Consider the following 21,763-nt stretch of genomic DNA (forward strand, 5'->3'; position numbering starts at 1 on the left):
AGCATGATGCCACGCGCGGGGCGACTGCGCACTACCGGCTCAGGACTCCCAGTATTCTCCGGGCAGATAATCGCTGAAATACCATTGCTGGCCTTCCGGATCGCGCGCCAGATAGCCGCTGGCGCCGTAATCCTCGCGTTTCAGCGGCTGCACGATGTTCGCGCCCTGCGCCTTGGCCCGCTCGTAATGCGCGGCCGGATCGGGCACATGGACGCACAAAGCCTGCGCCAGCCCCGACAGGCCGCGCGCGCTGACCCACTGCTGTTCCGGCTTGGGGCTGGATACCATGATCACCGCATTGCCCAGGCTCAACTCGGAGTGATGCACCCTGCCGTCCTCTATCACGGCGAAACGGCGCTTGAAGCCGAACGCCCGCTCCAGCCATTCCATCGCCGCCACCGCGTCGTCGTAGCACAGGCACGGATACACGCCGGGCAGCGCTCTCGTTTCGCTCATCGCTCTCTCCTGGTTCGCTTGCGGGGACTTTCATTTTATGACGAAGACAATAAAAAACCGCCCTGCGAAAGGGCGGTTCATTTCCGTCATCAGCACGGACGGATTCAGGCCGACAGCTCCAGCATCAGCTTGTTGATGCGCTTGACGAAGGAGGCCGGGTCTTCCAGCTTGCCGCCTTCGGCCAGCAGCGCCTGATCGTACAGCACCTGGGCCAGATCGGCGGCGCGGATTTCGTCGGTTTCATCGGCCAGCTTTTTCACCAGCACGTGCTCCGGGTTGATTTCCAGCGTCGGCTTGCTGCCTTCGACATTCTGGCCGGCGGCCTTCAGCATCCGCTCCAGATGGGCGCTCATATCGTGCTCGCCGGCCACCAGGCAGGCCGGGCTCTCGGTCAGGCGCGCGGTGGCGCGCACTTCCTTCACCTGCTCGCCCAGCGCTTTCTGCACTTTCTCGACCACCGGCTTGGACGCCTCCTCGACCTGCTTCTGCGCTTCCTTGTCGGCCTCATCCTCCAGCGCGCCCAGATCCAGCGCGCCCTTGGCGACCGACTGCAGCGCCTTGCCGTCGAATTCGAACAGCGAGCCGGTGACCCACTCGTCGACCCGGTCGGTCAGCAGCAGCACCTCGACGCCCTTCTTCTTGAACACCTCCAGGTGCGGACTGTTCTTGGCGGCGGCCAGCGTGTCGGCGGTGATGTAGTAGATCTTGTCCTGGCCTTCCTTCATCCGACCGACGTAGTCGGCCAGCGTCACCGTCGGCTCGGCGCCTTCCGACGCGGTGGAGGTGAAGCGCAGCAGCTTGGCGATGCGCTCCTTGTTGGCGAAGTCCTCTCCCACGCCTTCCTTCAGCACCTGGCCGAAGGCCGTCCAGAATTCGGCGTACTTCTCAGGCTGATTCGACGACAAGTCTTCCAGCAGGCCCAGCACCTTCTTGACGCAACCGGCGCGGATGGCGTCGATGTCCTTGCTCTCCTGCAGGATTTCGCGCGACACGTTCAGCGGCAGGTCGTTGCTGTCGATGACGCCGCGGACGAAGCGCAGGTAGTGCGGCATCAGCTTCTCGGTGTCTTCCATGATGAAGACGCGGCGCACATACAGCTTGACTCCCTGCTTGCGCTCGCGGTCGTACAGATCGAACGGCGCCCGCGACGGGATGTACAGCAGCTCGGTGTACTCCTGGCGGCCCTCGACGCGGGCATGGCTCCAGGCCAGCGGGTCGGTGAAGTCGTGGGCGACGTGCTTGTAGAATTCCTTGTACTGCTCGTCGCTGATATCGCTCTTCGAGCGGGTCCACAGCGCGGACGCGGAGTTGACCGCCTCCATCTCGTCGCTGACGATCACTTCGCCGTTCTCGCCGTAGCTGTTGCCCTTCTTCATCTCGATCGGAATCGAGATGTGGTCGGAATACTTGCGGACGATGCCCTTCAGCTTCCAGTCGTTCAACAGCTCGTCTTCGCCGTCCTTCAGGTGCAGCACGATCTCGGTGCCGCGGCCGGCCTTTTCCACGCTCTCCAGCGTGTATTCGCCCTCTCCGCGGGATTCCCAGCGGGTGGCCTCGGTCTCGCCGGCACGGCGCGTGGTCAGCGTGACCTTGTCAGCGACGATGAAGGCGGAGTAGAAACCGACGCCGAACTGGCCGATCAGGTGGGCGTCCTTCTTCTCGTCGCCGGACAGCTGCTCGAAGAAGGTCTTGGTGCCGGACTTGGCGATGGTGCCGATATGGGACACCACTTCGTCGCGGCTCATGCCGATGCCGTTGTCGGCGATGGTGATGGTGCGGGCGTCGCTGTCGAAGCCGATGCGAATCCTCAACTCCGCGTCGTCCTCGAACAGCTCCGGCTTGGCCAGGCCTTCGAAACGCAGCTTGTCGGCGGCGTCGGACGCGTTGGAGATCAATTCACGCAGGAAGATTTCCTTGTTGGAGTACAAGGAATGGATCATCAGCTTGAGCAGCTGTTTCACTTCTGTCTGAAAACCCAGGGTTTCTTTCTGTGCACTCATGGTCGGCAATGAAAAGAGGTTGGCAATAGCGCCAAGATGGAGTCCCTTATCGGCTTTTCAAGTGCCGAAAATGCAAAAAGCCCTGCCATCGGGCAGGGCTTTTTCGGCGCGGGACCGCTCAGGACTCAGCCTGGCCCGCTTCCGGCGCCGAGACGGCCTCGACCGGCGCCTCGACGGCGGCCGGCTCTTCAAGCGGGGCGTTCTTCGGTTGCATCTGCAGTTCGGCGGCGCGCTTCTCTTCGGCGCTGACTTCGCCCTGCGGCTTGCCGTTCAGATCGAAGCGCTTGCCGCCGCGCGCCAGCGACTTCAGATAGCGCGGCTTGCGGCAATGATTGGCCACGACGCGGGAGATCAGCGCCGGCTCGAACTGGGACAGCGCGGAGATCAGACTCTCGTGAATGCCAAGGGCCAACGGCCGGAACTGACGAAACACGTCGAACTTGCTGTAGATATGATCCGCGATCATCTCGGTCTGCTTTTTCTTGGACAGGCTTTGAACAGCAGACTTGAGAGCAGCACCGAGTGCCGTTTCAGTATTTGGCTTCATGAACTTCTATCTAATCCGTCAAGGCAAAGACAGCGAATGCTGCCCAATCAAGGGGCGTGGTGCAACCGGCCACTCGTCCAGTCAGACAACTCAATGTTGCTTGAATGTCATTTTAATACAGCAGGTTTGGTGACGCCATCCGCATGGAGGCCCGCAAAAACATTACGTGCCAATGCTTGGAATGGTGCCCCGGGCCGGAATCGAACCGGCACAGCCGAAGCCGAGGGATTTTAAGTCCCTTGTGTCTACCAATTTCACCACCGGGGCCAACAGAGCGGGCGATTGTAGCCCATAGGCGCCGCCGCTGACAATTCATTTCAAATATCCGGTACGACGCACCGCCGACCCGTTCCGGCCGTCCTGCCCCGAACAGGCCGCGGCTGCGCGACGGCGTCGAGGGCGGTCAGACAAATAGTTGATTTTAAAGCAATGCCTGAGACCGGAAAGTGCTGCACTTTAACCACAAAGAAAATGACTGTCAATCCGGACCGTCTGATCGCGTCCTTGCGATCGCCATCGGCAAGGCCTCATCACATTATTACGAGGAAATAATATAACCATATCGGATAAATAAATCGGCTGATCTGATATCTGGTCAGACAATCATGTCTTATCGATAAAAAAACGATAGCTTGATCAGAAAATGATTTGATGGCCTCGCCCAAACCGGCAAACGGATAAATGGCCAGGCCGGAACCATTAAGAGCCGCTAACAAAACCGCGCAGCGTACCTGAGCCAAGGCGCGCCGACGCAGGCAGTACAAATGGTACGACAAGGAGGCGCAACGCAGGATCAGGGGTTTTGTTAGCGGGTCTTAGCCCGTGCCCGAGTCTGCCGAAAGTCATTTCCGCTCATCGGCTTGCCCGCCGACACCGTCATGCCGGGCGACCGGCCGTTCGGCGCGCCCGCCGCGTGGCTCGACGGCCCCGCCCCATAGGCCAGGCGCGCGCTTTGCCGGCCTCCCCGCTGGGCTGCCCGGACGGCAGCCAAACCGACGCGGAGACAGGCCGAACATTGTCAAACAATAATACAACACTCCGTCAAATCTCCCGCCCACCTGGCCTTCCGCACTTGCCGGACCCGACAGAAACTGGCCGACCGGCAAGGTCGGCCGTCCCGGCAAACAGCTACATCCAAAATACCCGCGCAAACAGCAACGCACCGCATGGAGCCGCACGATGAGCCTCTACGCCGACCTGGTCCGCAAAGCCGCCGACCAATACCGCGCCCAACTGGACGCCATCTACTCACGACAGCAAATCATCCATCACGCCGATCACGCCGCCGGGCTATTGCTCAAGGCCGGACTGCAAGCCAGGGCGCAGGCCGGCGAAGACTATATGCCCTACATCGTGCTGCGCCTGGCCGAGGAACTGCAGCCGCTGCAAAGCACCGTGCTGGTCTATGTCTGCAATGTGCTGGACTGCCAGGTCGAACCCGACCCCGATTGCGGCAGGCCGGGCCGCTACCAGATCCGGCCCCATGACGAGCCGGGGCCGGACGGCCTTCGGCTTCTGGTCGAAGATGCCTGAGCCTGCTCAAAGTCTTTTTGCCGCAGCAGCCACTTTGCTGCCGGATGCCAGGAGCGAAAACGTCCCGCCGCTCACTCGCGTCGCGGCGGGGTCGCTTCAGGCTTACGCTCCAGCGCCGACAGGATGCGGTAAGCCGCCTCCACACGCGCGGCGTTCGGGTAATTGCGGTTGGCCAGCAACACCACGCCTATCCCGCGCGACGGCACCATCAGCACATAGGCGCCGAAACCGCCGGTGGAACCGGTCTTGTTCAGCAAGGCCTCCCCGTCGGCCTGCCGCGGCGGCGTCAGCCACTGCACCGACTGCGGCTGGAACGCCATCGCGTCGGAATTGCCGGCCAGCAGCCTAGACAGGCTGATCGGATAGCGATAGCCCTCCCAGCCCAGACCCTGCCGCATGTCGCCGACGCGGTAATAAGCGGCATGACTGGCCTGTATCGCGCTTCGCAAGGCCGGATCCGATCCGCCGGACATATTGATCTCCAGGTATTTCAGCATGTCGGCCGCGCTGGACTTGATGCCGTAGGCTTCGGCATCCAGTGCGCCCGGCCCCACCCGAACCGACTTGCCGGCCTTGGAATAACCCCAGGCGTAGCGCGACTGCGCCGCGGCCGGCACATGGACATAGGTGTCGCTCAGCCCCAGCTTGGGCAGCAGCGTCCGCTCCATCGCCGCGTCGAACGGCTGGCCCAGGCTGCGCGCCGCCAGGTGCCCGAACAGGCCGATGCTGGGATTGGAATACAGGCGACGGCTGCCCGGCTCGTAAGCCGGCTTCCAGCCGCGGTAGTAGGCCGATATCTTCCCATTGCTGTCGGCGATCGCGGGAAACTGCAGCGGCAGACCACCGGCGCTGTAAGTGGCCAGTTGCAGCAACGATATTCCGTCGAAGGCGCTGCTCTTCAGTTCAGGCCAGTAACGGCTGGCCGGATCAGACAGCGACAGCTTGCCCCGGGCCAGCGCATAGCCGCCCAGAATGCCGGTGAAGGTCTTGCTGATGGAGCCAAGCTCGAACAGCGTGTCCTCGGTCACCGCTTGTCCGCTCTCCCGGGAGGCGACGCCGTAATTGAAATAATGCGGACGGCCGCCGGCCAGCACCGCCACCGCCATGCCCGGAATGTCGTTGGCCTTCATCAACGGCGGTATCGTCGCCTGCACCACCTTGTCGAGCTCGGCCTTGCCGTCGGCATCAGCGGCCAAGGCCGCGGCCGGAACAAGACTAAGACAAGCGAGCAGACCGGCCCACATCCGTCGTTTTCTGTTTTTCGTCATCGCAGAACTCCTGTGCTGGACATCCCGGCGGCCGCGGCCATTGGCGCGGCGCGGGCGCCCGGTTGGGAAAAGTCCCGTCAAATTACAAACCATTCCCATTCCGGTAAACCAGGCAAGACGTAACATCCGTAACGGTTAACGCATTGTAAAATCGACAGCGCCAAAGGGCGCCGAATCAGGCGCGGTCGGCCTCCCCATCCCCTTGCCCCGCGCCGGCATACTTATGCAACAGCGCATCGAGGATGGCGGACGACTCCTCATCGGGCTCACCGTCATAGCGGGAAGGACGAAAATGCATCTGGAAGGCCACGATCGCATCCCGCGTCTTGGCATCCCACTCCCCGCTTTGCGGGGCAAAGTAGCCATAGGCGGCCAAGCGCCGCTGCCAGCTTGCCGCATCGGCCGCTTTCGGCTGCGAGGACAGCAAACGTCGCACGTCCTCATCGTCCGGCCAAGCGCCGACGCCAAACTCCCGGTACAAGCGCTCCCAAGGAAACTTCGGCCCAGGATCCATTTTCCGGCCCGGCGCGATATCGGCATGCCCGACGATATCGCAAGGCCCTATCTGGTGGCGGACGACGATATCGGCCGCCAGCTTGCCGACCAGCGCGATCTGCTCATCGTCGAACGCCTCCCAATCCCGCCGCATCGGCGGCCAGTCATCCTGCTGCGGCGACGGATAGCCGCGATTGACGATCTCCACGCCTATCGAGCCGCCATTCAGGGAGCACTGGCCCCGCCAATAACTGTCGCCGGCATGCCAGGCCCTGCGCTCCTCCGCCACTAGCCGCAGAACGGCCGGCCGGCCGGACAGCGTCGCGGCGTCCGGCACCAGGTAATGCGCGCTGGTCCGGTATCGCCCCTCCGTCAGCAGCGTCAGCGAGTCGGCGAAGTCTACCGCCGTATAGTGGAGCACCAGGGTGCGGACGCGGGAATCCTGATTGGCCGACGAACGGGACTCGTCTATCCGGAGCCTCATCGACTCGTTCTGCGCCCCGAGCGCCGGAACGGCAAGCAACGCGCCGCCTGCGGCCATCAACCCGCTCCGATGCAGAAACTGTCTTCGGTTGACCACTTCCCTTCCCCTCCGCCACCCGGCGCGCTATGCGATATGTCCAATCCCGTCAGACCGTCGGCTCCGCGCGGAAATCCCGGCAGGACATCGCATCGAGATGCGGACAAGACCGGAAGCGGCACGACGAGGATGCCGCAGGAAATGACAGACCGGCATCCGGAGCTTCCGCATAAGCGAAACCCGGTCTGAGTCGGCGACTCGCTTGAAATAAGAAGCGCCCCTCGCGTGGCGCATTATTTTTTAACGACCGCCATGGCATTGTCCTTCAGCGGACTGATGATTTGTCGGATTCAAATTTTAGCCATTTCATAACGCAGAGCCTGCTAGGCTGAAAGCACTGCGAAAATCGGGAGGCATGTCTGTGCGTTGGCGATATGGGGCACTATTGAGCATGATGCTTTGCCATACAGTTCCGGCGGAAACCCTTCACTTTGTCACCAAAGTTTCTCCTCCGCTCAACTGGGAAGAGAAAGGGCAAGCTATTGGCCCCATGATTGATATCCTGCAGGCCGCCTGCAAATCACTTGGCATCATATGCACGGTGCAGACCATGCCATGGCGCCGTGCCTTGGCGATGGCCCAGGACGGACAGGCCGACGGTTTGTTTGCGCTGGCCGTCAGCCCTGAGCGTATCGCTCAGTTCTACTTGTCAGAGCCGCTGATTGTCAGCTCTTATTCGTTCTTTGGCTTGAGCAGCAATAATTTTCACTATCAAAAACCGGAAGATTTAACAGGGCACACCATTGTGGTCTATGGCCCATCCAATACTCAAGTCGTGCTTGAACACGCGCTGAAAGATATAAAGGGCATTGAAATGATCGTTGAAAAAGACGATCTCACCCTATTAAAAAAACTGGCGGAGGGCCGTTATGGAAAAGAAGTGCTTGGATTCATGAACCGAGATATCGGTGAAAGCTTATGTCAAGCTCAGCACATTAATGGAATTAAAACAATAGCGGATTATAGCGCAGTCTACTACAGTATCGGCTTATCCCGAAAAGTCGTATCCGAGGCGAATGCCAATCATTTTTTCAATGCGCTTCACATCCTGAACAAGTCAGGGAAAACGGCAGAAATCCTGAAAAAATGGAAACTCAGCCCAGCAGTCAAGCCTTAGTCATTTAATTGACATCCGGATCATGCCCGCTCCAAGACATGGGCAGGATTCAACTTCAATTGACCTCCTCCCGCAAAAACGTAGCGGCGAAAAGTAGAGATTTCTGGCAAATTTAAGCCCATCCGGGCAGGAGATTTGTCATGAAAAAATCGAAGTTCACCGAAGAACAGATCGCCTTCGCATTGCGCCAGGCGGAATCCGGTACCACCGTCGGTGACGCCCTTGGCGGATGGGCTGGATTCTATGCTTTTGGCATTGTCACTCTAGGGGGTGCGAGCTTTGGAATGGGTCTTGGAGGAACCGTAGGCATGCTGTTGTGCGCCGACATGGTCGCGCAATAGCCGGATCAAATCAAATGAAAACCGGCATCATAATTCTAATAATAATCCTCTCTCCAGCATTGGTAATATTCGCTCAAAAAGCTGGTTACCGTAAAATCGCTGCAGCTATTTTGATTGCATCCTATTCGATAATGGCCCCCTAGCGCTTGGTATAATCCAGTAATGCCAGAATTAAAACCATTCGTATTCCGTTCACAACTCACTGGTTTGAGCCGGCGCCATTAGGCGCTGGCATCTTGATCTTCTCCACGGTTGTGAGTACGCACCACACAACACCCGCATAGATTATCTGTCTTAAATTACTTCTTGGGCATCACTGCCTGGAAAAAGGTAGCCACTATTGTCAATGACAAGAAACCATACATAAAATTTAACATAAATTGATCATGATGCTTGAATGCCATTGCAATAGAAAAAGCACCAAACGCCTGGAAAAAATACTGAATATTCACAAAGAATTTATTCATTGAGCCCTGCCTGTGGCCCTTGTCAATTAAATCACTGACAAGGGATATTGAATTTTCTATCAAAAAGATAAAACTAAATCAACCCTCGCCACCTCCCTCTCCTCCGCCGCCTTCACTTCCGCCACCATCGCCCCCGCACGGTCCCATTCCACCAGCTGGGCCATTGGGATCATGCGGCGCACTGCATGAAACCGATGCGTGGTTTTGGGAATGGCTGACACTATGGCCATCGCCACCATGGTTATCAGGCACCAAACTAATACAGCTTCCAATTATGCTGGGTACAGCTGTACTTTTCCAAGCCACTGCACCTGTAACAGATGGATTTTTCACTAATGCAGGAAGAGCCCCAAGCGCTGAAATTATCACGTTGGTACAATTTCCATTATCACCACTATATTCGAGGTGAGGTGCGCCAGGAACATGGCCAACCTGAGGATACCCACTTAGCCCAGGTGTATTCAATATACCTGGATGATTAATTTGCGAAGCAGGATACCCACTAAGGGCAGCCAACGCAGCAGGTGATATATTGACTGCAACAGCGGGAGTGGGTTGTGGGGCTGGCTTCGGAGGCGTAGATTGGTTTTGAGCGGCTGCAGCTAGTATGCCGCGCATCATATTCGCACTGATATCCATCACATATTCTCATTATTAAAATTTAACGCGAATATAACAAAGGCAGGATGATTGACACACATTCCTGCCGGCATGATGTGTGCATGGATTGTTCTCCGATGATGACAAAATATGACAATTAAGAGACATTCCACATGCACCAACTACAAGTGTTAATTTCTGTTAATTAATTAAGCTTTTACTTTCCTATAATGTAAAGCGTTGTGTGCATTCACCGGCGCTGTTGCACAAATCCTTCTCCACCACAGCTTAGTATGACATAGGCATTACCAAGCCCGCTCCGAAACGTTAGCGCACTACCAACTGGAAAGCCTACAACCAAGCCCTGACCCAACGCGGGTCTCTGTCCGTCTGGCTGGACAAGAGCATGTCATGGCAGGCAGTTCCTCGGGGCAAACGCGGACGGACGCAGACCTATAGCGATGTGGCTATTCAGTTCTGTTTGACTATCAAGAACCTGTTTGGACTGCCTTTGCGGCAGACCATCGGCTTCATCCAAAGTCTGCTCAAGCTGGCCGGTTTGGGCTGGGGCGTCCCCGACTACAGCGCGCTGTCCAGACGGCAGCAGACGCTGCAGGTCAAAATTCCCTATCAGAAAAGTTCAGGCGCGCTGCATCTGCTGGTGGATAACACAGCCATCAAGATGCTGGGCGAAGGCGAGTGGGCTACGTGCGAATCTTTAATTCGCTCAGTGATAACCAAGAAGTATGGCGCGGAATATCGCCGACAATGGCAAAAAGTGCATCTGGGCATCGATGCGGAAACCCTGCAGATCCGCACCATCAAGGGGACAGATAACCGCCAGGGCGATGAGCAAATGTCGCCTTCGCTATTGACGCAAATTCCGGCTGATGGGCTGATAAGCTGCGTGAGCGACGATGGGGCTTTCGATACCAAGGCATGCCATGAGGCGATTGCCGCACGAGGCGCAAGCGGATACATTCCGACCCGCAAGAATGCGAGATCGAGGAAAGTAAGTTCGCTGGGTTTGCTGGCTCGCAACGAGATTCTGCGGGCGACCAAGCGACTAGGCAGGGCAATCTGGAAACGCTGGGGCGGCTATCATCGCCGCAGCTTGGTGGAAACCAAGATGCATGGCTTCAAACGGCTGGGCGAAAGGGTGACGGCCCGTCGCTTCGAGGGACAAGTGGCAGAGCTGCAAGTGCGTGCTGCTATCTTGAACCGCTTCAGCATGCTGAGCCGTCCATGCACGGTGGCGGTGGCGTAAATCGGTTTGGGGAAAGGGGAAACTCGCCCTGTTCAGGATTTATGCAACAGCGCCTTTTTCCAGCCAAGGTGGCCAGTACTGGTTTATCCGACTCGGCCACCGAAAAGCTTACAAGATATTCGCGAATCGCATCCGCAATGGTGGCAATATCCGGTTTTTCGTTGAGTAGTTCAGGCGGCACGATGCCACGGTCCAGCAGTGCCTCCAGCCTGGCACAATAATTATCCCCTTCCTCCGCCCGCTCGAATGTGAGAGAAACTGGGCGCGGGAGCACTCCCTTTCGGCGGACAATGAATTCCCAAGACCCGCTTGGGCGCCGTCGTTTTGTGGACATGATGAAACTCGCGCAGAGGGCAAAACTATAGTCTACGCGTGGTTTTCTGCTTTTTCCGAGTGGTTTACGGCGGAAAACGGCGGGAAAAGATACGACCGCGGATATGCTAAAACGGTGCTTAAGCAAAAGAAAAACCCCGTAAATCTTTGGATTTACGGGGTTTTATCTGGAGGCGGGGGTCGGAATCGAACCGGCGTAGACGGATTTGCAATCAGTTACGCATTGTTAAAAATCAATTAATTAAAACAAAAGCCACTCAACAAAACCACCCTGGGTAAATGTGTCCCGTATCTGAGACAGTCCGGCGCGGGCGCTGCTGCATGCATAGGGCGCATGAAAGCGCATGAGACGCGGCGACCCTCACGCGGGTAAGAGCGCCGCGCCTGGGGCGTTTGCGTGGCCTTCGTGCAGGTGCATGATTTCCGGCACAAGAAGCGCGGGGGCGAGGCGGGGCTTCGATGGCGCGCGCTGGGTGCTGACCAGGCCTCGGCCGTGGATTTCATGTAGGTTGGATTGTACTGGCTAGTTTTGATATTCATCTGGTCGTGGTCTAATTTGAATTAGTACAAATTCAAGAGAATGGCCATGGGAAAGTGCTCAATCCAGCAGCTGTCCGAGCGCGTGGACTTCGCGCTACAGGATCTGAAAAGCGGGCAGCCGCGGCTGATCGACGCGAAGATGATCGTCCACGAATTCCGCAATGTCACAATCAGCCAGATGTCTGACCTGTTCCCTGGTGATCCACATTTTGAACAGAACCTGCGGAGCCGGCTGCATGTGCTGCAGGAATTGGAGTACGCGCTGGACCGTCTACACAATATCGGTGTGTCCCAATCGACGCGCCTCCGGGATATCCCGTTTTTCGATACCGTTCTGCGGGTGGCGCTAAATGAGGCGGCCGCCGGCAGGCCGGGCGGGATTTCGTTCCGCTGATGGCAGTCAAAGCAAAAGCCCCGCATCTGCGGGGCTTGTTCCATCCACTGGCGCCAGGGTCAGGCCGCGGCCGTGGCGGCCAGCGCATACTCGCCAAACTGGATCACCTCCTCGCTGATTCCCAGAGATTTGCGCGCCCAGTCGTTGACCTCCTGCAGCCGCATCATCAGCGGCTTGATCTCGTTTTCGTAGAACACGCCGGCCGCCTTGGGCGCATCGCCAAATCCGCCGACGTTGCCGGGCATCACGCCGAGCAGTTGGGGCGGGACGCGATGCGCGGCCAGCACGTCGTCGCGCGTCACGTTCTTGATATTGAAAAACTCGTCCTTGGATGCAACTTCGGCCAGCGGGATGACCTGCACCCCGTCTTTCTTGCCGTTCGGCGTGTAGAGGAGCAGGTTTTTGAAGTTGCCCGGTCCCTTGCTGTCCTTCAGCGCCTGGCGCATGGCGTCGATATCTCTCTCGCTGTGGGCAGGGTCAGAAATATGCAGGATATAACCGGCGTGCGAGCCGTTCCGGAAGTACTTTCTACGAAACAGCGTGGCGGACTCATTGAGCCAGGCCGATTGCAGCGCGGCCAAGTATTCCGGCAAGCCATACACTTCCTGATTGATATCGGCATCCATCAAATGCAGCACCTGGCCGGCCAGCAGCTGTTCCTGATCGTATCCCGGCACCCACCAGAAGCCGGCCAGGTCTTTGGCCCGGCGCACATACTTGGCGCGCGCCGGCTTCAGTTCCATCACCCCGCCCAGCCGGTTGGCCACGGCCTGCAGATAGGCATTGCCGAAAACCAGATAGTCCATCAGCCAGGCGCTGAACGCCGACCGACTCAGCAGCCGGTGCGGCTTGAAGGTGCTGACCAGCACATTGCGCTTCACCGTCAGCGCGCTGGCGTGGTGAACGTTGGCGCGCAAGCTGCGAGCCAGGCCATCCCAGCTGATCGGCGGTTCGTACCAGCGTTCATTCCCGATGCACTGCAGATAGTCCATGATCTCGCGCCGATCCAGCATCGGCACCGGCTCGCCGAATGAAAACGCCAGCGGCGAGCCGCCGCCGGTGGGCGCAGGCGTGCCAAGATGTGGCGGCGGGGTGTGGGGAAGGAAGCGGTGACGGTTGCGCATCAGAAAATCTCCATGAGACTGGAATTGGTGGTTGACGCGCCCTCAAGCGGTTCGTTGAAGAGGGCGTGCATCGTGGCCCACGCGAGATCCGCGTGGCTCGTTTCTTCGGATCGTCCGGCCTGGTATGTCGCCTGCCTGCCGGACGGAGTCAGGACTTTCTTGATGGACATGAAGCTGGCGGCGATATCGGTATGGCCGGCGTCGTACTCCAGCCGGCCATTGCCCAGCACGTTCAGCGCCTTCAGCACCATCTTGGTTTTCAGTTCGACGTCGTAATCGAACGCCACGGCATCCGGGCGGAACTTCTGCACCAGTTGATATACAGCAGAACCAAGGCCGGTCGAGTCGATTCCGATGTACGCCACATTGAAGCGGTCGCAGGTGTCCTTGATGAACTTGGCCTGTGCCTCATAGTCCGCGCCCTGGAACTGGTGGCGCTCCAGAATGCGGAACTTGCCGCCAGGAACGGCCGGCGGCGCCAGCACCACCAGCGCCGACTTGTCGCCGCTCTTGGCCGGGTCATAACCCAGCCAAACCGGGCGATGGCCAAACGGCCGCAAGGTGAAGGGCTTCCAATCGCTGCCCCACTCTTCAAGACTGTCCACCATCGCCCGCTGCATCAAGTTGAAGCTGAACACCGACGCCCCATCGTCGATGAACTGGCAAAGGTAGAGCTGGGCGAAAACGTCCGGCGTGTTCTTGCGGCGCAAGTATTCGATGTTGAACAGGTTGCAGCCGCTGGCCTGGGCATCCTCGATCGTCACGATCTGGCGCCACAGGCCATCGCCGCCGCGCGAGCCGCCGCGCAATGCGCCGTGGCTGACATCGATCTGCACCTGTTCGGCCTTCGGTCTGCCCTGGTTGAACTCGTCCCCCGTCCACCACTTGTACGCCTCGTGGGTCATGGTCGATGGGGTGGAAAAATAGGTGCTGCGGTATCGTTCCTGTGAGGCGATGGCGCCCGCCAAGTCACGTAGTTGGCGATAGCGCGGGATCCAGAAAAACTCGTCCAGATACAGGTTGCCGTGATAGCCCTGCGCGGTGCGCGAGTTGGTCCCCAGGAATGCCAGTTCCGCGCCGTTGGGCAAGATGATCGTCTCGCCCTTCAGCTCCACGTCCGCCACCTGGGCGGCGAACTTCACGATGTAGTTGCGGAAAATCAGCGCCTGGCTTTTCGAGGCAGACAGGAAAATCTGATTGCGTCCGGTGTCGATGGCGTCGATCAGCGCCTCGTGGGCAAAGTAGTAAGTCGCGCCGATCTGACGCGACTTCAGAATGACGCGGTCCCGCTCCGCTTGGCCGGCGCGGTGCCAATGCTTCTGATAGCCGAACATCCGCTCCAGAAAGGCGGCCTTCAGCTGGGCGGCCTGCTCCTCGCTGATCGCGTTCTTGACCGGCTGGCGCTTCGGCGCCGCGTTGCGGTTCGCCACCTTCGGATTGAGGTCCGACTCATTGCCACCATTGCGATAGCGCCGCATCCGTTCCGCGCGTTCCGCGGCGCGCATCAGAGCGTCCAGCTCCTTGTATTCGCTGTTGCCCTTCTGCGGCATGTGGATCAGCTGAGTGAGGCGGGTTTCCAGCGCGCAGTCGATGCGCTCCGGCGCGCTCGCGTCATCCCATTTATCGCGGCGCTTCCAGCTATGCACCGTGGCCGGCTTCTCGTGCAGGTGTTCTGCAATGCGCGAAACGCGCCAGCCCTGCCAGTACAGCGCGCGCGCCAAGCGGCGAGGGTCCGCATTAGGGTCGGGGGTGGGGAGTTTGGTATCCATGCCGGCAGTCTGCCGCCTTGTCCGGTGTACTTCTCCGCCTGCCGGTTGTGTCCAATCGTCACACAACAGCCACTGCTCGACCCCGCCCGGCGCGGCCGGGATTATGGGCGCATCGCCACGACCCATACCCGACCAAGGACCGCAAACCATGGCAAGCAAGGCAAAGAAATTCCGAGTCGCCACCGAAGGCGCCACCACCGACGGCCGCAACATCGAGCGCAGCTGGATTGAGCAGATGGCCGCCAACTACAACCCGAAAAAATACGGCGCCCGCGTCAATCTGGAGCACTTCAAGGGTTTGCTGCCGGATGGCCCGTTCAAACGCTATGGCGATGTACTGGCGCTGAGCGCGGAAAAAGTGGAAGACGGCAAGCTGGCGCTGTTCGCCACCATCGACCCCACTGACGACTTGCTCGCGCTGAACAAGGCCCGCCAGAAGGTCTACACGTCCATTGAAGTGGACCCGAATTTTTCCGATACCGGCGAAGCCTATCTGGTCGGTCTGGCTATCACCGACGATCCCGCCAGCCTGGGCTGCGAGATGCTGGAATTCAGCGCCAAGGCCAAGGCCAGCCCGCTGGTTGCACGCAAGGAAAAGCCGGAAAACCTGTTCACCGCCGCCATCGAATTCACCCTGGAGCTGGAAGACGACAGCGCCAGCGCGCTGGCCGGCTTCAGCGACAAGATCAAGGGCTTGCTGGGTAAGTTCTCCACCCGCCAGAGCGCCGACGCCGCCGAGCTGTCCGCCGCCGTGCGAACCATCGCTGAGAGCCAGGGCGAGCTGCTGGAGCAATTCAGCGGTTTGACGACCATCGCCGATTTCAAGGCGCTGGAAGAGAAGTTCGGCCAGCTCAAAACCGACCATGCCGACCTGGTGGCCAAGCTGAGCAATGAGCCTGCCAGCCCGGCCCGCGCGCCCGCCACCGGCGCCGCCGCCGAGCACGTCACCGACTGCTGATCAGCCCTAACCCTTACCGGAGCCATACCGCATGAAAACCAATACCCGCGACGTGTTCACCCAACTGATCGAACAGATCGCCAAGCTGAACGGCGTCAGCGCCGCCGCCGTCGAAAAATCATTCAGCGTCCAACCGTCCATCCAGCAAAAGCTGGAAACCCGCATTCAAGAGTCGAGCGAATTCATGTCGCGCATCAACATCGAGGGAGTCGATGATCTGGAGGGTGAAAAATTGGGCCTCGGCGTGTTCGGCACCGTCGCCGGCCGCACCAAGGTCACGCCGACCAATCCGCGCCGCCCGCGCAATCTGACGGATATCAACAGCCATAAGTACCGCTGCGAATTCACCGAGTTCGACACCGCCATCCCCTACGTCCAGCTGGACGCCTGGGCCAAATTCCCGGACTTCCAGACCAAGCTGCGCGACGTCGTCGTCAAGCAGCAGGCGCTGGACCGCATGATGATCGGCTTCAACGGCGTCAGCGTGGCGGAACAGACCGACCGTGTGAAATATCCGCTGCTGCAGGACGTCAACAAAGGCTGGCTGCAGCAATACCGCGAACATGCGCCGGAGCGCGTGATGGCGGAAGTGAAGAAGGGTTCCGGCAAGGTCATGATCGGGGCAAAAGAAAAGGGCGGCGACTATGCCAACCTCGACGCGCTGGTGATGGATGCCGTAGCGGGTCTGATTGACCCGGCCATGGCTAGCAATCCTGACTTGGTGGTTGTCGTCGGCCGCGACCTGATGCATGACAAGTACTTCCCCATCGTCAATCAGGACAGCAAGCCCAGCGAACAAATGGCGGCCGACGTCGTCATCAGCCAGAAGCGGGTCGGCGGCCTGTCAGCCGTCACCGCACCGTTCTTCCCGGCCGGCGCGATGCTGATCACCCCGCTGTCGAACCTGTCCATCTACTACCAGAACGGCAGCCGTCGCCGCCATCTGCGCGAAGAGCCGGATTTCAACCAAATCGCCAACTACGAGAGCAACAACGAGGCCTACGTGGTGGAGCGCTACCAGGCCGGCTGCCTGGTGGAAAACATCGAGCTGGTGAAATGAGCCACGCCCGCGCCCACTTCCAGCGGGTCAGCGCCACCAAGGCTTCGGCCTTGGCCGTGGAGCACGGCCCCATCAACTGCACAGCCTACGAGCTGATGTTGGTCAAGCTGGCCGAGGACAAGCGGCGTCTGAAGCAAGTCCAGTCCATGGAAGGCAAGGCCGAGGTCAAGCGCCATGTTCTGCCCGATTACGCCCCTTGGGTGGAAGGCGCGCTTGAGGGTGGTAAGGGCCAGCCCGACGACGTGCTGATGACGGTCATGACCTGGCGCATCGACGCCGGCGACTACAGCGGCGCGCTGGACATCGCCGAATACGCGCTGGCCCACGGCCTGCCGCTGCCGGACCAGTTCAGCCGCACCACCGCCACAGTCGTCGCCGAAGAAATCGCAGACGCCGCCAAGCGCGCCCGCGACGGCAAGCGGCCATTCGACGTCAAGGTGCTGAGCTACACCGCCGAACTGACCGCAGCGCACGACATGCCGGATCAAGTGCGCGCCAAGTTGCTCAAGGAAGCTGGCCTCGCCATGGTGGAGGCTGCCCCGGTCGCTGCGCTGGAACATCTGCGCCGCGCCCAGCAGCTGCACGGCGCCGTCGGCGTCAAAAAGGACATCGAGCGCATAGAGCGCCACTTGAAGAACAGCGCCCCGCCGCCCGCCGGCGGTCAGGCGTAACCGAGCGACCCCGCGCGACTGACGGCAGGGGGTGGACGCCAGGCAATCGCCAACGGCCGAAGCCCCCTCCACCGTCACCAAGGACACCGCCATGATCATCAACACCAACGCATCCACCACCAGCGCACCGGCGCTGGACGATGGCCAGGTCATTGAGACGCCAAGATTCTGGCCGGACGTCGAGCCCGCCCACTTCCGCGCCGCCATGCGCTACGACGGCACCGTCACCGCCGCCCGCCTGCGCGGCGCGCTGATCGAGGCCATCGCAGCCGTCAACGGCGAGCTGGCAGGCTGGCGCGTGGTCAAGATCGCCGGCGGCGCGCTGGCGCTGGCCGACCTCGACGCCGAGCAGATCGACGGCGAATCGGTGCTGGTGCAGCGCTGGCGGCGCGCGGTCTACGCCACCGCCGCGGCGGATCTGGCCGAGCGCTATCGCTCATTCGATACCGCCGGCGCCGGCCGCCAGCGCGCCGAGGAACTGGACGACACCGCCGACCAGCTGCGCGCCGATGCTCGCGCCGCCATCCGCGCCATTCTGGGCGGCGGCCGCGCGACGGTGGAGCTGATCTGATGCGAGCCGTTCGCGCCATTCAGGGCGACACCGTGGACGCCATCGCTTGGCGAGTCTACGGCCAAACCCGCGGCATGGTGGAGCGGCTGCTGCAACACAATCCCGGCCTGGCCGACCTGGGCGTCGTCCTGCCCAGCGGCACGCTGGTTCAGTTGCCGGACCTGCCCGCCGCGGCGCCGGCTGCAACGAAAACCCTCCTCAATCTATGGGACTAACACCATGGCAGAACCTGTAAGCAGCACCGCTACCAGCGCCACGCTGGCCACCGTCGCCGGCCTGGCGCTGGCGCCGGGCATCGACGCCGCCATCGTGCTGGGCGCGTTCGCCGGCGCGGCCGTGTTCGTGCTGAGTTCGGACAGCCTTAGCTTGGGCAAAAAGGCCGGCTTTTTCCTGGTGTCCTTCTTCGCCGGCTGCCTGGCAGCCGTCAGCGTGGCCGGCGTGCTGACACGCTGGCTGATAGTCGAAATCAGCCCCGGCGTCTGCGCCATGCTGGCCGCCGCCATCGCCGTCAAATTGCTGCAGTGGCTGATCCGCAAGGCCGACGATCCGGCCGCCGCCCTGCGCGATCTGAAGGGGGGCGGCAAATGATCGCGTTCGCTCATGCCGCCGTAGCCACCCTCCTCGCCCTGGTGCTGATCGCCTTCCAGCGCGGCGACAGCCAGCACCGCCCCTGGGCCAGCCTGCTGGCTTACCTGCTCATCGTCGCCGCCGACGCGGTGGCGGTGCTGCGCCTGTTCGGCCGACCGGAGCTGGCCGACCTGCCGCAACTGTTCATCAACCTGGCGCTGGTGCTGGCGCTGATCGCCCAGCGCGGCAACGTGGTGGAGCTATACCGCAACGCCGGCCCGCGCCAGTCGCTGCTCGCCATCCTGCTGAGGAAAGAAAAATGGCTTTGATCAAGAAGGGCGCGCACGGCCTGGACGTGCAGACGCTTCAAAACCAGCTCAACGCCACCGGAGCCAAGCTCGCCGCCGATGGCTGGTATGGCGATGCAACCGAGGCCGCCGTCGCCGAATTCCAACGCCGCGCCGGCCTGGTGGTGGACGGTATCGCCGGACCCAAAACCCTGGCCGCGCTGGCCGGCCAGCGCGGCACGCGCCGGCTGGGCGACGCCGATTTGCAAGCCGCCGCCGACCGCCTGGGCGTCGGCCTGTCCGTGGTCAAGGCCATCAACGCGGTGGAGTCCCGCGGCAGCGGTTTTCTGCCGGACGGCCGGCCCGTCATCCTGTTGGAGCGCCATGTCGCCTATCAGCGCGCCGGCGACCCGGCCGAGGCGCTGGCCGCGCAATACCCGGCCATCTGCAATAGCGCCCGCGGCGGCTACGCCGGCGGCGCGGCCGAGTGGGCGCGATTCGCCAGCCTGGCCGCCGTCGCCGGCGAGGCAGTGGCTGTCGAGTCCTGCAGTTGGGGCGCATTCCAGATCATGGGCTATCACTGGCAACGCCTGGGCTATGCCAGCGCCTCAGATTGGCGCCAAGCGATGGAATCCGGCGAGCCCGCCCAACTGGATGCATTCGTTCGCTTCGTACTGGCCGAGCCCGCGCTATTGAAGGCGCTGCAAGCCAAGAAATGGGCCGACGTCGCCCGCCTCTACAACGGCCCGGCCTACAAGGAAAACCTCTACGACGCCAAGCTGCGGGCCGCGTACGAGCGGGCGGAAAGGCTGGCCGCATGATCGCCGACGCCCTACTCCTCTTTGTCCGTCGCGTCCTGGCCGCCATCCTGATCGCCGCCGCACTGCTGACCGGCTTTGCCCTCTGGCAGCAGGACGAGCATCTGCGGCGCCAGGCTGCAATCCTCGAAGCCGCCCAACGCGACAACGCAGCGCTGGCTGAGCGCAACCGCGCCCAGGGCGAGCAGCTGGCCGCCCAGGATATCGATATCAAGCTGCAGGCCGTCGCCAGCCGAGAGCTGGCCGGCCAGCTGGCCGCACTATCCCGTCAACACGCCGCCGCCGCGGTGAAACTGGAGGCCGCCATCCATGCCACGCCTGACGCCGCCGCTTGGGGTAGCGTTGCTATTCCTGGCCCTGTTGCCCGCCTGCTCGACACCGCCGGCCCAGCCGACGCCGCCCCGCCGGCTGCTGACCGCGCGCTGCCCGGCGGTGACGCCCTGCGCGCTGCCGGCGCTGGCGCCGGCAACCAACGCCCAGCTGGCCGCGAGCTGGCAGCAGCACCGGGCGGCGCTTGAGTTTTGCGCCGCGCAGATCAACAGCATCCTTCAATGCCAACAACGCCATGACTGATTTTTACGACCGCGCCCAGGCGCTGGAACAGCGCCAGCGCGAGGAAGCCATCGCCCGTCAATTCGACCGGCTCTCCGCCGGCATCAGCCTGAGCCACTGCGAAGACTGCGCCGAGCCCATCCCGGAGGCGCGCCAGCGCATCGTCGCCGGCTGTACCCGCTGCGTGCAGTGCCAAGAGGATTTCGAACGTGATCAAGCCCGCTAGCCTGCGCGCAACGCTGGAGGCTGCGCTCCCGGAGTTGCGCGACAACCCCGACCGGCTGCAGATGCTGGTCGAAGACGGCGGCATCGCCACCGCGCCGGGCCGCATGTCATTCGGCTACCGCTACACCCTGAAGGCGATGATCCTCGACTACGCCGGCCATCTGGATCAGGTCATCATCCCGTTGCGCGTTTGGGTCGAGGAGAACGAACCGCCGCTGATCCAGAACGCCGAGCTGCGTGAAAAGGGATTCCGGTTCGAAGTGGATTGGATCAAGGCCGATGCGGTGGATCTGCAAATCACCCTGCAGCTGTCCGAGTCCGTGCACGTCGAGCGCCTGCCGGACGGCAACATCCGCGCCACCCATCAGGGCGAGCCGGCGGCGGAATGGGGGGGCGCCGGCGTCAGCGACTGGAAAATCATCGTGGATGAGGTGCGCGAATGAGTATCGCCAGGCTGGACGCCAAGCTGGGCGCGCTGCTGCAGAAAATGGAGCCGGCCGCCCGCCGCGGCCTGGCCCGCGATATCGCCCGCCAGTTACGACAGAGCCAGCAAAAGCGCATCGCCGCCCAGCAGAACCCGGACGGCATCGCATTCGCGCCGCGCAAGCCGCAGCTGCGCGAGAAGAAAGGCGCGCTGCGCCGCCAGATGTTCGCCAAGCTGCGCACCGCCAAGTGGCTGAAGGTGGAGGCCAGCGCCGCCGGCGCGGCCGTCTCCTTCGTTGCCCAGGTGGAGCGCATCGCCCGCGTCCACCAGTACGGCCTGCGCGACCGCTTCAGCCCGCACATCGCGCGCGACGTGGAATATCCGGCACGGGAGCTGCTGGGCTTCAGCCAAGAAGATGTTGAGTTGGTCCGGGCGCGAACGCTAGATTACCTCGCCAAGTAGTACCGTAACACCCGCAATACAAGGAGTATCATGTCCATTCAGCTGCACAACGCCGACTGCCTGCGTTTCCTCCCTGCTCTGCCCGCCAATCACTTCGATCTGATCCTGACCGATCCACCGTATTCATCCGGTGGCTTGCACACTTCTACACGCCAGCAGCCGCGGCCAGGTGTTGGCCCCATTCGCCGGCGGCGGCTCCACCTTGGTGGCAGCGCGCAATCTTGGCATGCGGGCAACTGGCTGCGAATTGGAACCGGAGATCTACCGTCAGGCACTGCTGACGCTGGGGGTTGGCAGGCCTCATACGGAGCCCAACCTAATACCATTTGCATAAATG

24 protein-coding genes, 1 tRNA gene and 1 pseudogene are annotated in these 21,763 nt (G+C 61.1%); 18 read left to right on the forward strand and 8 right to left on the reverse strand.

Features of this window, described 5'->3' with window-relative positions:
• Window positions 1-39: 39 nt before the first annotated feature.
• The 4 genes from WNM05_RS17930 to WNM05_RS17945 form a co-directional block, all read right to left on the reverse strand.
• The gene (locus WNM05_RS17930) at window positions 40-456 is read right to left on the reverse strand and encodes a VOC family protein (RefSeq protein WP_434629382.1); all 417 of its coding nucleotides are present in this window, start codon (window positions 454-456) and stop codon (window positions 40-42) included.
• A 104-nt stretch (window positions 457-560) separates the two neighbouring features.
• Window positions 561-2,456: a molecular chaperone HtpG gene (gene htpG / locus WNM05_RS17935; RefSeq protein WP_434629385.1), complete on the reverse strand. Its 1,896-nt coding sequence runs from the start codon at window positions 2,454-2,456 to the stop codon at window positions 561-563.
• A gap of 118 nt (window positions 2,457-2,574) precedes the next feature.
• The gene (locus WNM05_RS17940; RefSeq protein ID WP_434629388.1) at window positions 2,575-3,003 is read right to left on the reverse strand and encodes a ProQ/FINO family protein; all 429 of its coding nucleotides are present in this window, start codon (window positions 3,001-3,003) and stop codon (window positions 2,575-2,577) included.
• 182 nt (window positions 3,004-3,185) lie between these two features.
• Window positions 3,186-3,270: transfer RNA gene (locus WNM05_RS17945), tRNA-Leu, on the reverse strand.
• 912 nt (window positions 3,271-4,182) lie between these two features.
• On the opposite strand from WNM05_RS17945, the gene WNM05_RS17950 reads away from it, so the two are divergent.
• Window positions 4,183-4,536 carry a hypothetical protein gene (locus WNM05_RS17950; protein WP_434629391.1) on the forward strand — a complete coding sequence of 118 codons (354 nt, stop codon included), beginning with the start codon at window positions 4,183-4,185 and terminating at the stop codon, window positions 4,534-4,536.
• A gap of 71 nt (window positions 4,537-4,607) precedes the next feature.
• Here WNM05_RS17950 and ampC read toward each other — a convergent pair whose 3' ends face one another.
• Both ampC and WNM05_RS17960 read right to left on the reverse strand, forming a co-directional pair.
• Window positions 4,608-5,804 (reverse strand): class C beta-lactamase, encoded by a 1,197-nt coding sequence (gene ampC, locus WNM05_RS17955; RefSeq protein WP_434629394.1) that lies wholly within the window; start codon window positions 5,802-5,804, stop codon window positions 4,608-4,610.
• 175 nt (window positions 5,805-5,979) lie between these two features.
• Window positions 5,980-6,840, reverse strand: a complete 861-nt coding sequence (locus WNM05_RS17960) for an N-acetylmuramoyl-L-alanine amidase (RefSeq protein ID WP_434629397.1) — start codon at window positions 6,838-6,840, stop codon at window positions 5,980-5,982.
• Between the two features lie 430 nt (window positions 6,841-7,270).
• Here WNM05_RS17960 and WNM05_RS17965 point away from each other — a divergent pair, with 430 nt between their 5' ends.
• The 4 genes and pseudogenes from WNM05_RS17965 (at window position 7,271) to WNM05_RS17980 (ending at window position 11,938) form a co-directional block, all read left to right on the forward strand.
• Window positions 7,271-7,996: a substrate-binding periplasmic protein gene (locus tag WNM05_RS17965; RefSeq protein WP_434635162.1), complete on the forward strand. Its 726-nt coding sequence runs from the start codon at window positions 7,271-7,273 to the stop codon at window positions 7,994-7,996.
• A 140-nt stretch (window positions 7,997-8,136) separates the two neighbouring features.
• Complete coding sequence (locus WNM05_RS17970; protein ID WP_434635198.1) at window positions 8,137-8,337, forward strand: hypothetical protein; 201 nt, start codon at window positions 8,137-8,139, stop codon at window positions 8,335-8,337.
• Window positions 8,338-9,708: 1,371 nt separating this feature from the next.
• A pseudogene (locus WNM05_RS17975) lies at window positions 9,709-10,671 on the forward strand (IS5 family transposase).
• 919 nt (window positions 10,672-11,590) lie between these two features.
• Complete coding sequence (locus WNM05_RS17980; RefSeq protein WP_434629400.1) at window positions 11,591-11,938, forward strand: hypothetical protein; 348 nt, start codon at window positions 11,591-11,593, stop codon at window positions 11,936-11,938.
• Window positions 11,939-11,997: 59 nt separating this feature from the next.
• Here the strand turns inward: WNM05_RS17980 and WNM05_RS17985 are convergent, their stop codons facing one another.
• Both WNM05_RS17985 and WNM05_RS17990 read right to left on the reverse strand, forming a co-directional pair.
• Window positions 11,998-13,062: a phage portal protein gene (locus tag WNM05_RS17985; RefSeq protein ID WP_434629403.1), complete on the reverse strand. Its 1,065-nt coding sequence runs from the start codon at window positions 13,060-13,062 to the stop codon at window positions 11,998-12,000.
• Window positions 13,062-14,831 carry a terminase large subunit domain-containing protein gene (locus WNM05_RS17990; RefSeq protein WP_434629405.1) on the reverse strand — a complete coding sequence of 590 codons (1,770 nt, stop codon included), beginning with the start codon at window positions 14,829-14,831 and terminating at the stop codon, window positions 13,062-13,064. The genes WNM05_RS17985 and WNM05_RS17990 overlap by 1 nt, the downstream gene beginning before the upstream one ends.
• A gap of 148 nt (window positions 14,832-14,979) precedes the next feature.
• On the opposite strand from WNM05_RS17990, the gene WNM05_RS17995 reads away from it, so the two are divergent.
• The 13 genes from WNM05_RS17995 (at window position 14,980) to WNM05_RS18055 (ending at window position 21,760) form a co-directional block, all read left to right on the forward strand.
• On the forward strand, window positions 14,980-15,789 hold the full coding sequence (locus tag WNM05_RS17995; protein ID WP_434629408.1) for a GPO family capsid scaffolding protein: 810 nt from the start codon (window positions 14,980-14,982) through the stop codon (window positions 15,787-15,789).
• A gap of 31 nt (window positions 15,790-15,820) precedes the next feature.
• Window positions 15,821-16,849, forward strand: a complete 1,029-nt coding sequence (locus tag WNM05_RS18000; protein ID WP_434629411.1) for a phage major capsid protein, P2 family — start codon at window positions 15,821-15,823, stop codon at window positions 16,847-16,849.
• On the forward strand, window positions 16,846-17,520 hold the full coding sequence (locus WNM05_RS18005) for a terminase endonuclease subunit (RefSeq protein ID WP_434629414.1): 675 nt from the start codon (window positions 16,846-16,848) through the stop codon (window positions 17,518-17,520). Before WNM05_RS18000 ends, WNM05_RS18005 begins: the two co-directional genes overlap by 4 nt.
• A gap of 91 nt (window positions 17,521-17,611) precedes the next feature.
• Window positions 17,612-18,091, forward strand: a complete 480-nt coding sequence (locus WNM05_RS18010; protein WP_434629417.1) for a head completion/stabilization protein — start codon at window positions 17,612-17,614, stop codon at window positions 18,089-18,091.
• The gene (locus WNM05_RS18015) at window positions 18,091-18,306 is read left to right on the forward strand and encodes a tail protein X (protein WP_434629420.1); all 216 of its coding nucleotides are present in this window, start codon (window positions 18,091-18,093) and stop codon (window positions 18,304-18,306) included. The genes WNM05_RS18010 and WNM05_RS18015 overlap by 1 nt, the downstream gene beginning before the upstream one ends.
• A 4-nt stretch (window positions 18,307-18,310) precedes the next feature.
• Window positions 18,311-18,679 carry a putative holin gene (locus WNM05_RS18020; protein WP_434629423.1) on the forward strand — a complete coding sequence of 123 codons (369 nt, stop codon included), beginning with the start codon at window positions 18,311-18,313 and terminating at the stop codon, window positions 18,677-18,679.
• Entirely contained in the window at window positions 18,676-18,987 is a 312-nt protein-coding gene (locus WNM05_RS18025; RefSeq protein ID WP_434629425.1) for a phage holin family protein, read from the forward strand. The genes WNM05_RS18020 and WNM05_RS18025 overlap by 4 nt, the downstream gene beginning before the upstream one ends.
• Window positions 18,978-19,766, forward strand: a complete 789-nt coding sequence (locus WNM05_RS18030) for an N-acetylmuramidase domain-containing protein (RefSeq protein WP_434629428.1) — start codon at window positions 18,978-18,980, stop codon at window positions 19,764-19,766. The genes WNM05_RS18025 and WNM05_RS18030 overlap by 10 nt, the downstream gene beginning before the upstream one ends.
• Window positions 19,767-20,072: 306 nt before the next feature.
• Window positions 20,073-20,336 (forward strand): Rz1-like lysis system protein LysC, encoded by a 264-nt coding sequence (gene lysC, locus WNM05_RS18035; protein ID WP_434629430.1) that lies wholly within the window; start codon window positions 20,073-20,075, stop codon window positions 20,334-20,336.
• Complete coding sequence (locus WNM05_RS18040) at window positions 20,329-20,541, forward strand: TraR/DksA family transcriptional regulator (protein WP_434629433.1); 213 nt, start codon at window positions 20,329-20,331, stop codon at window positions 20,539-20,541. The genes lysC and WNM05_RS18040 overlap by 8 nt, the downstream gene beginning before the upstream one ends.
• Entirely contained in the window at window positions 20,525-20,983 is a 459-nt protein-coding gene (locus tag WNM05_RS18045) for a phage tail protein (protein ID WP_434629435.1), read from the forward strand. The genes WNM05_RS18040 and WNM05_RS18045 overlap by 17 nt, the downstream gene beginning before the upstream one ends.
• Window positions 20,980-21,426: a phage virion morphogenesis protein gene (locus WNM05_RS18050; RefSeq protein WP_434629437.1), complete on the forward strand. Its 447-nt coding sequence runs from the start codon at window positions 20,980-20,982 to the stop codon at window positions 21,424-21,426. Before WNM05_RS18045 ends, WNM05_RS18050 begins: the two co-directional genes overlap by 4 nt.
• A 169-nt stretch (window positions 21,427-21,595) precedes the next feature.
• Window positions 21,596-21,760, forward strand: a complete 165-nt coding sequence (locus WNM05_RS18055) for a hypothetical protein (RefSeq protein WP_434629439.1) — start codon at window positions 21,596-21,598, stop codon at window positions 21,758-21,760.
• Window positions 21,761-21,763 lie beyond the last annotated feature (3 nt).

Origin of the sequence: Chromobacterium sp. CV08 (assembly GCF_051129845.1) — a bacterium.
In the GTDB taxonomy this organism is placed as follows: domain Bacteria; phylum Pseudomonadota; class Gammaproteobacteria; order Burkholderiales; family Chromobacteriaceae; genus Chromobacterium.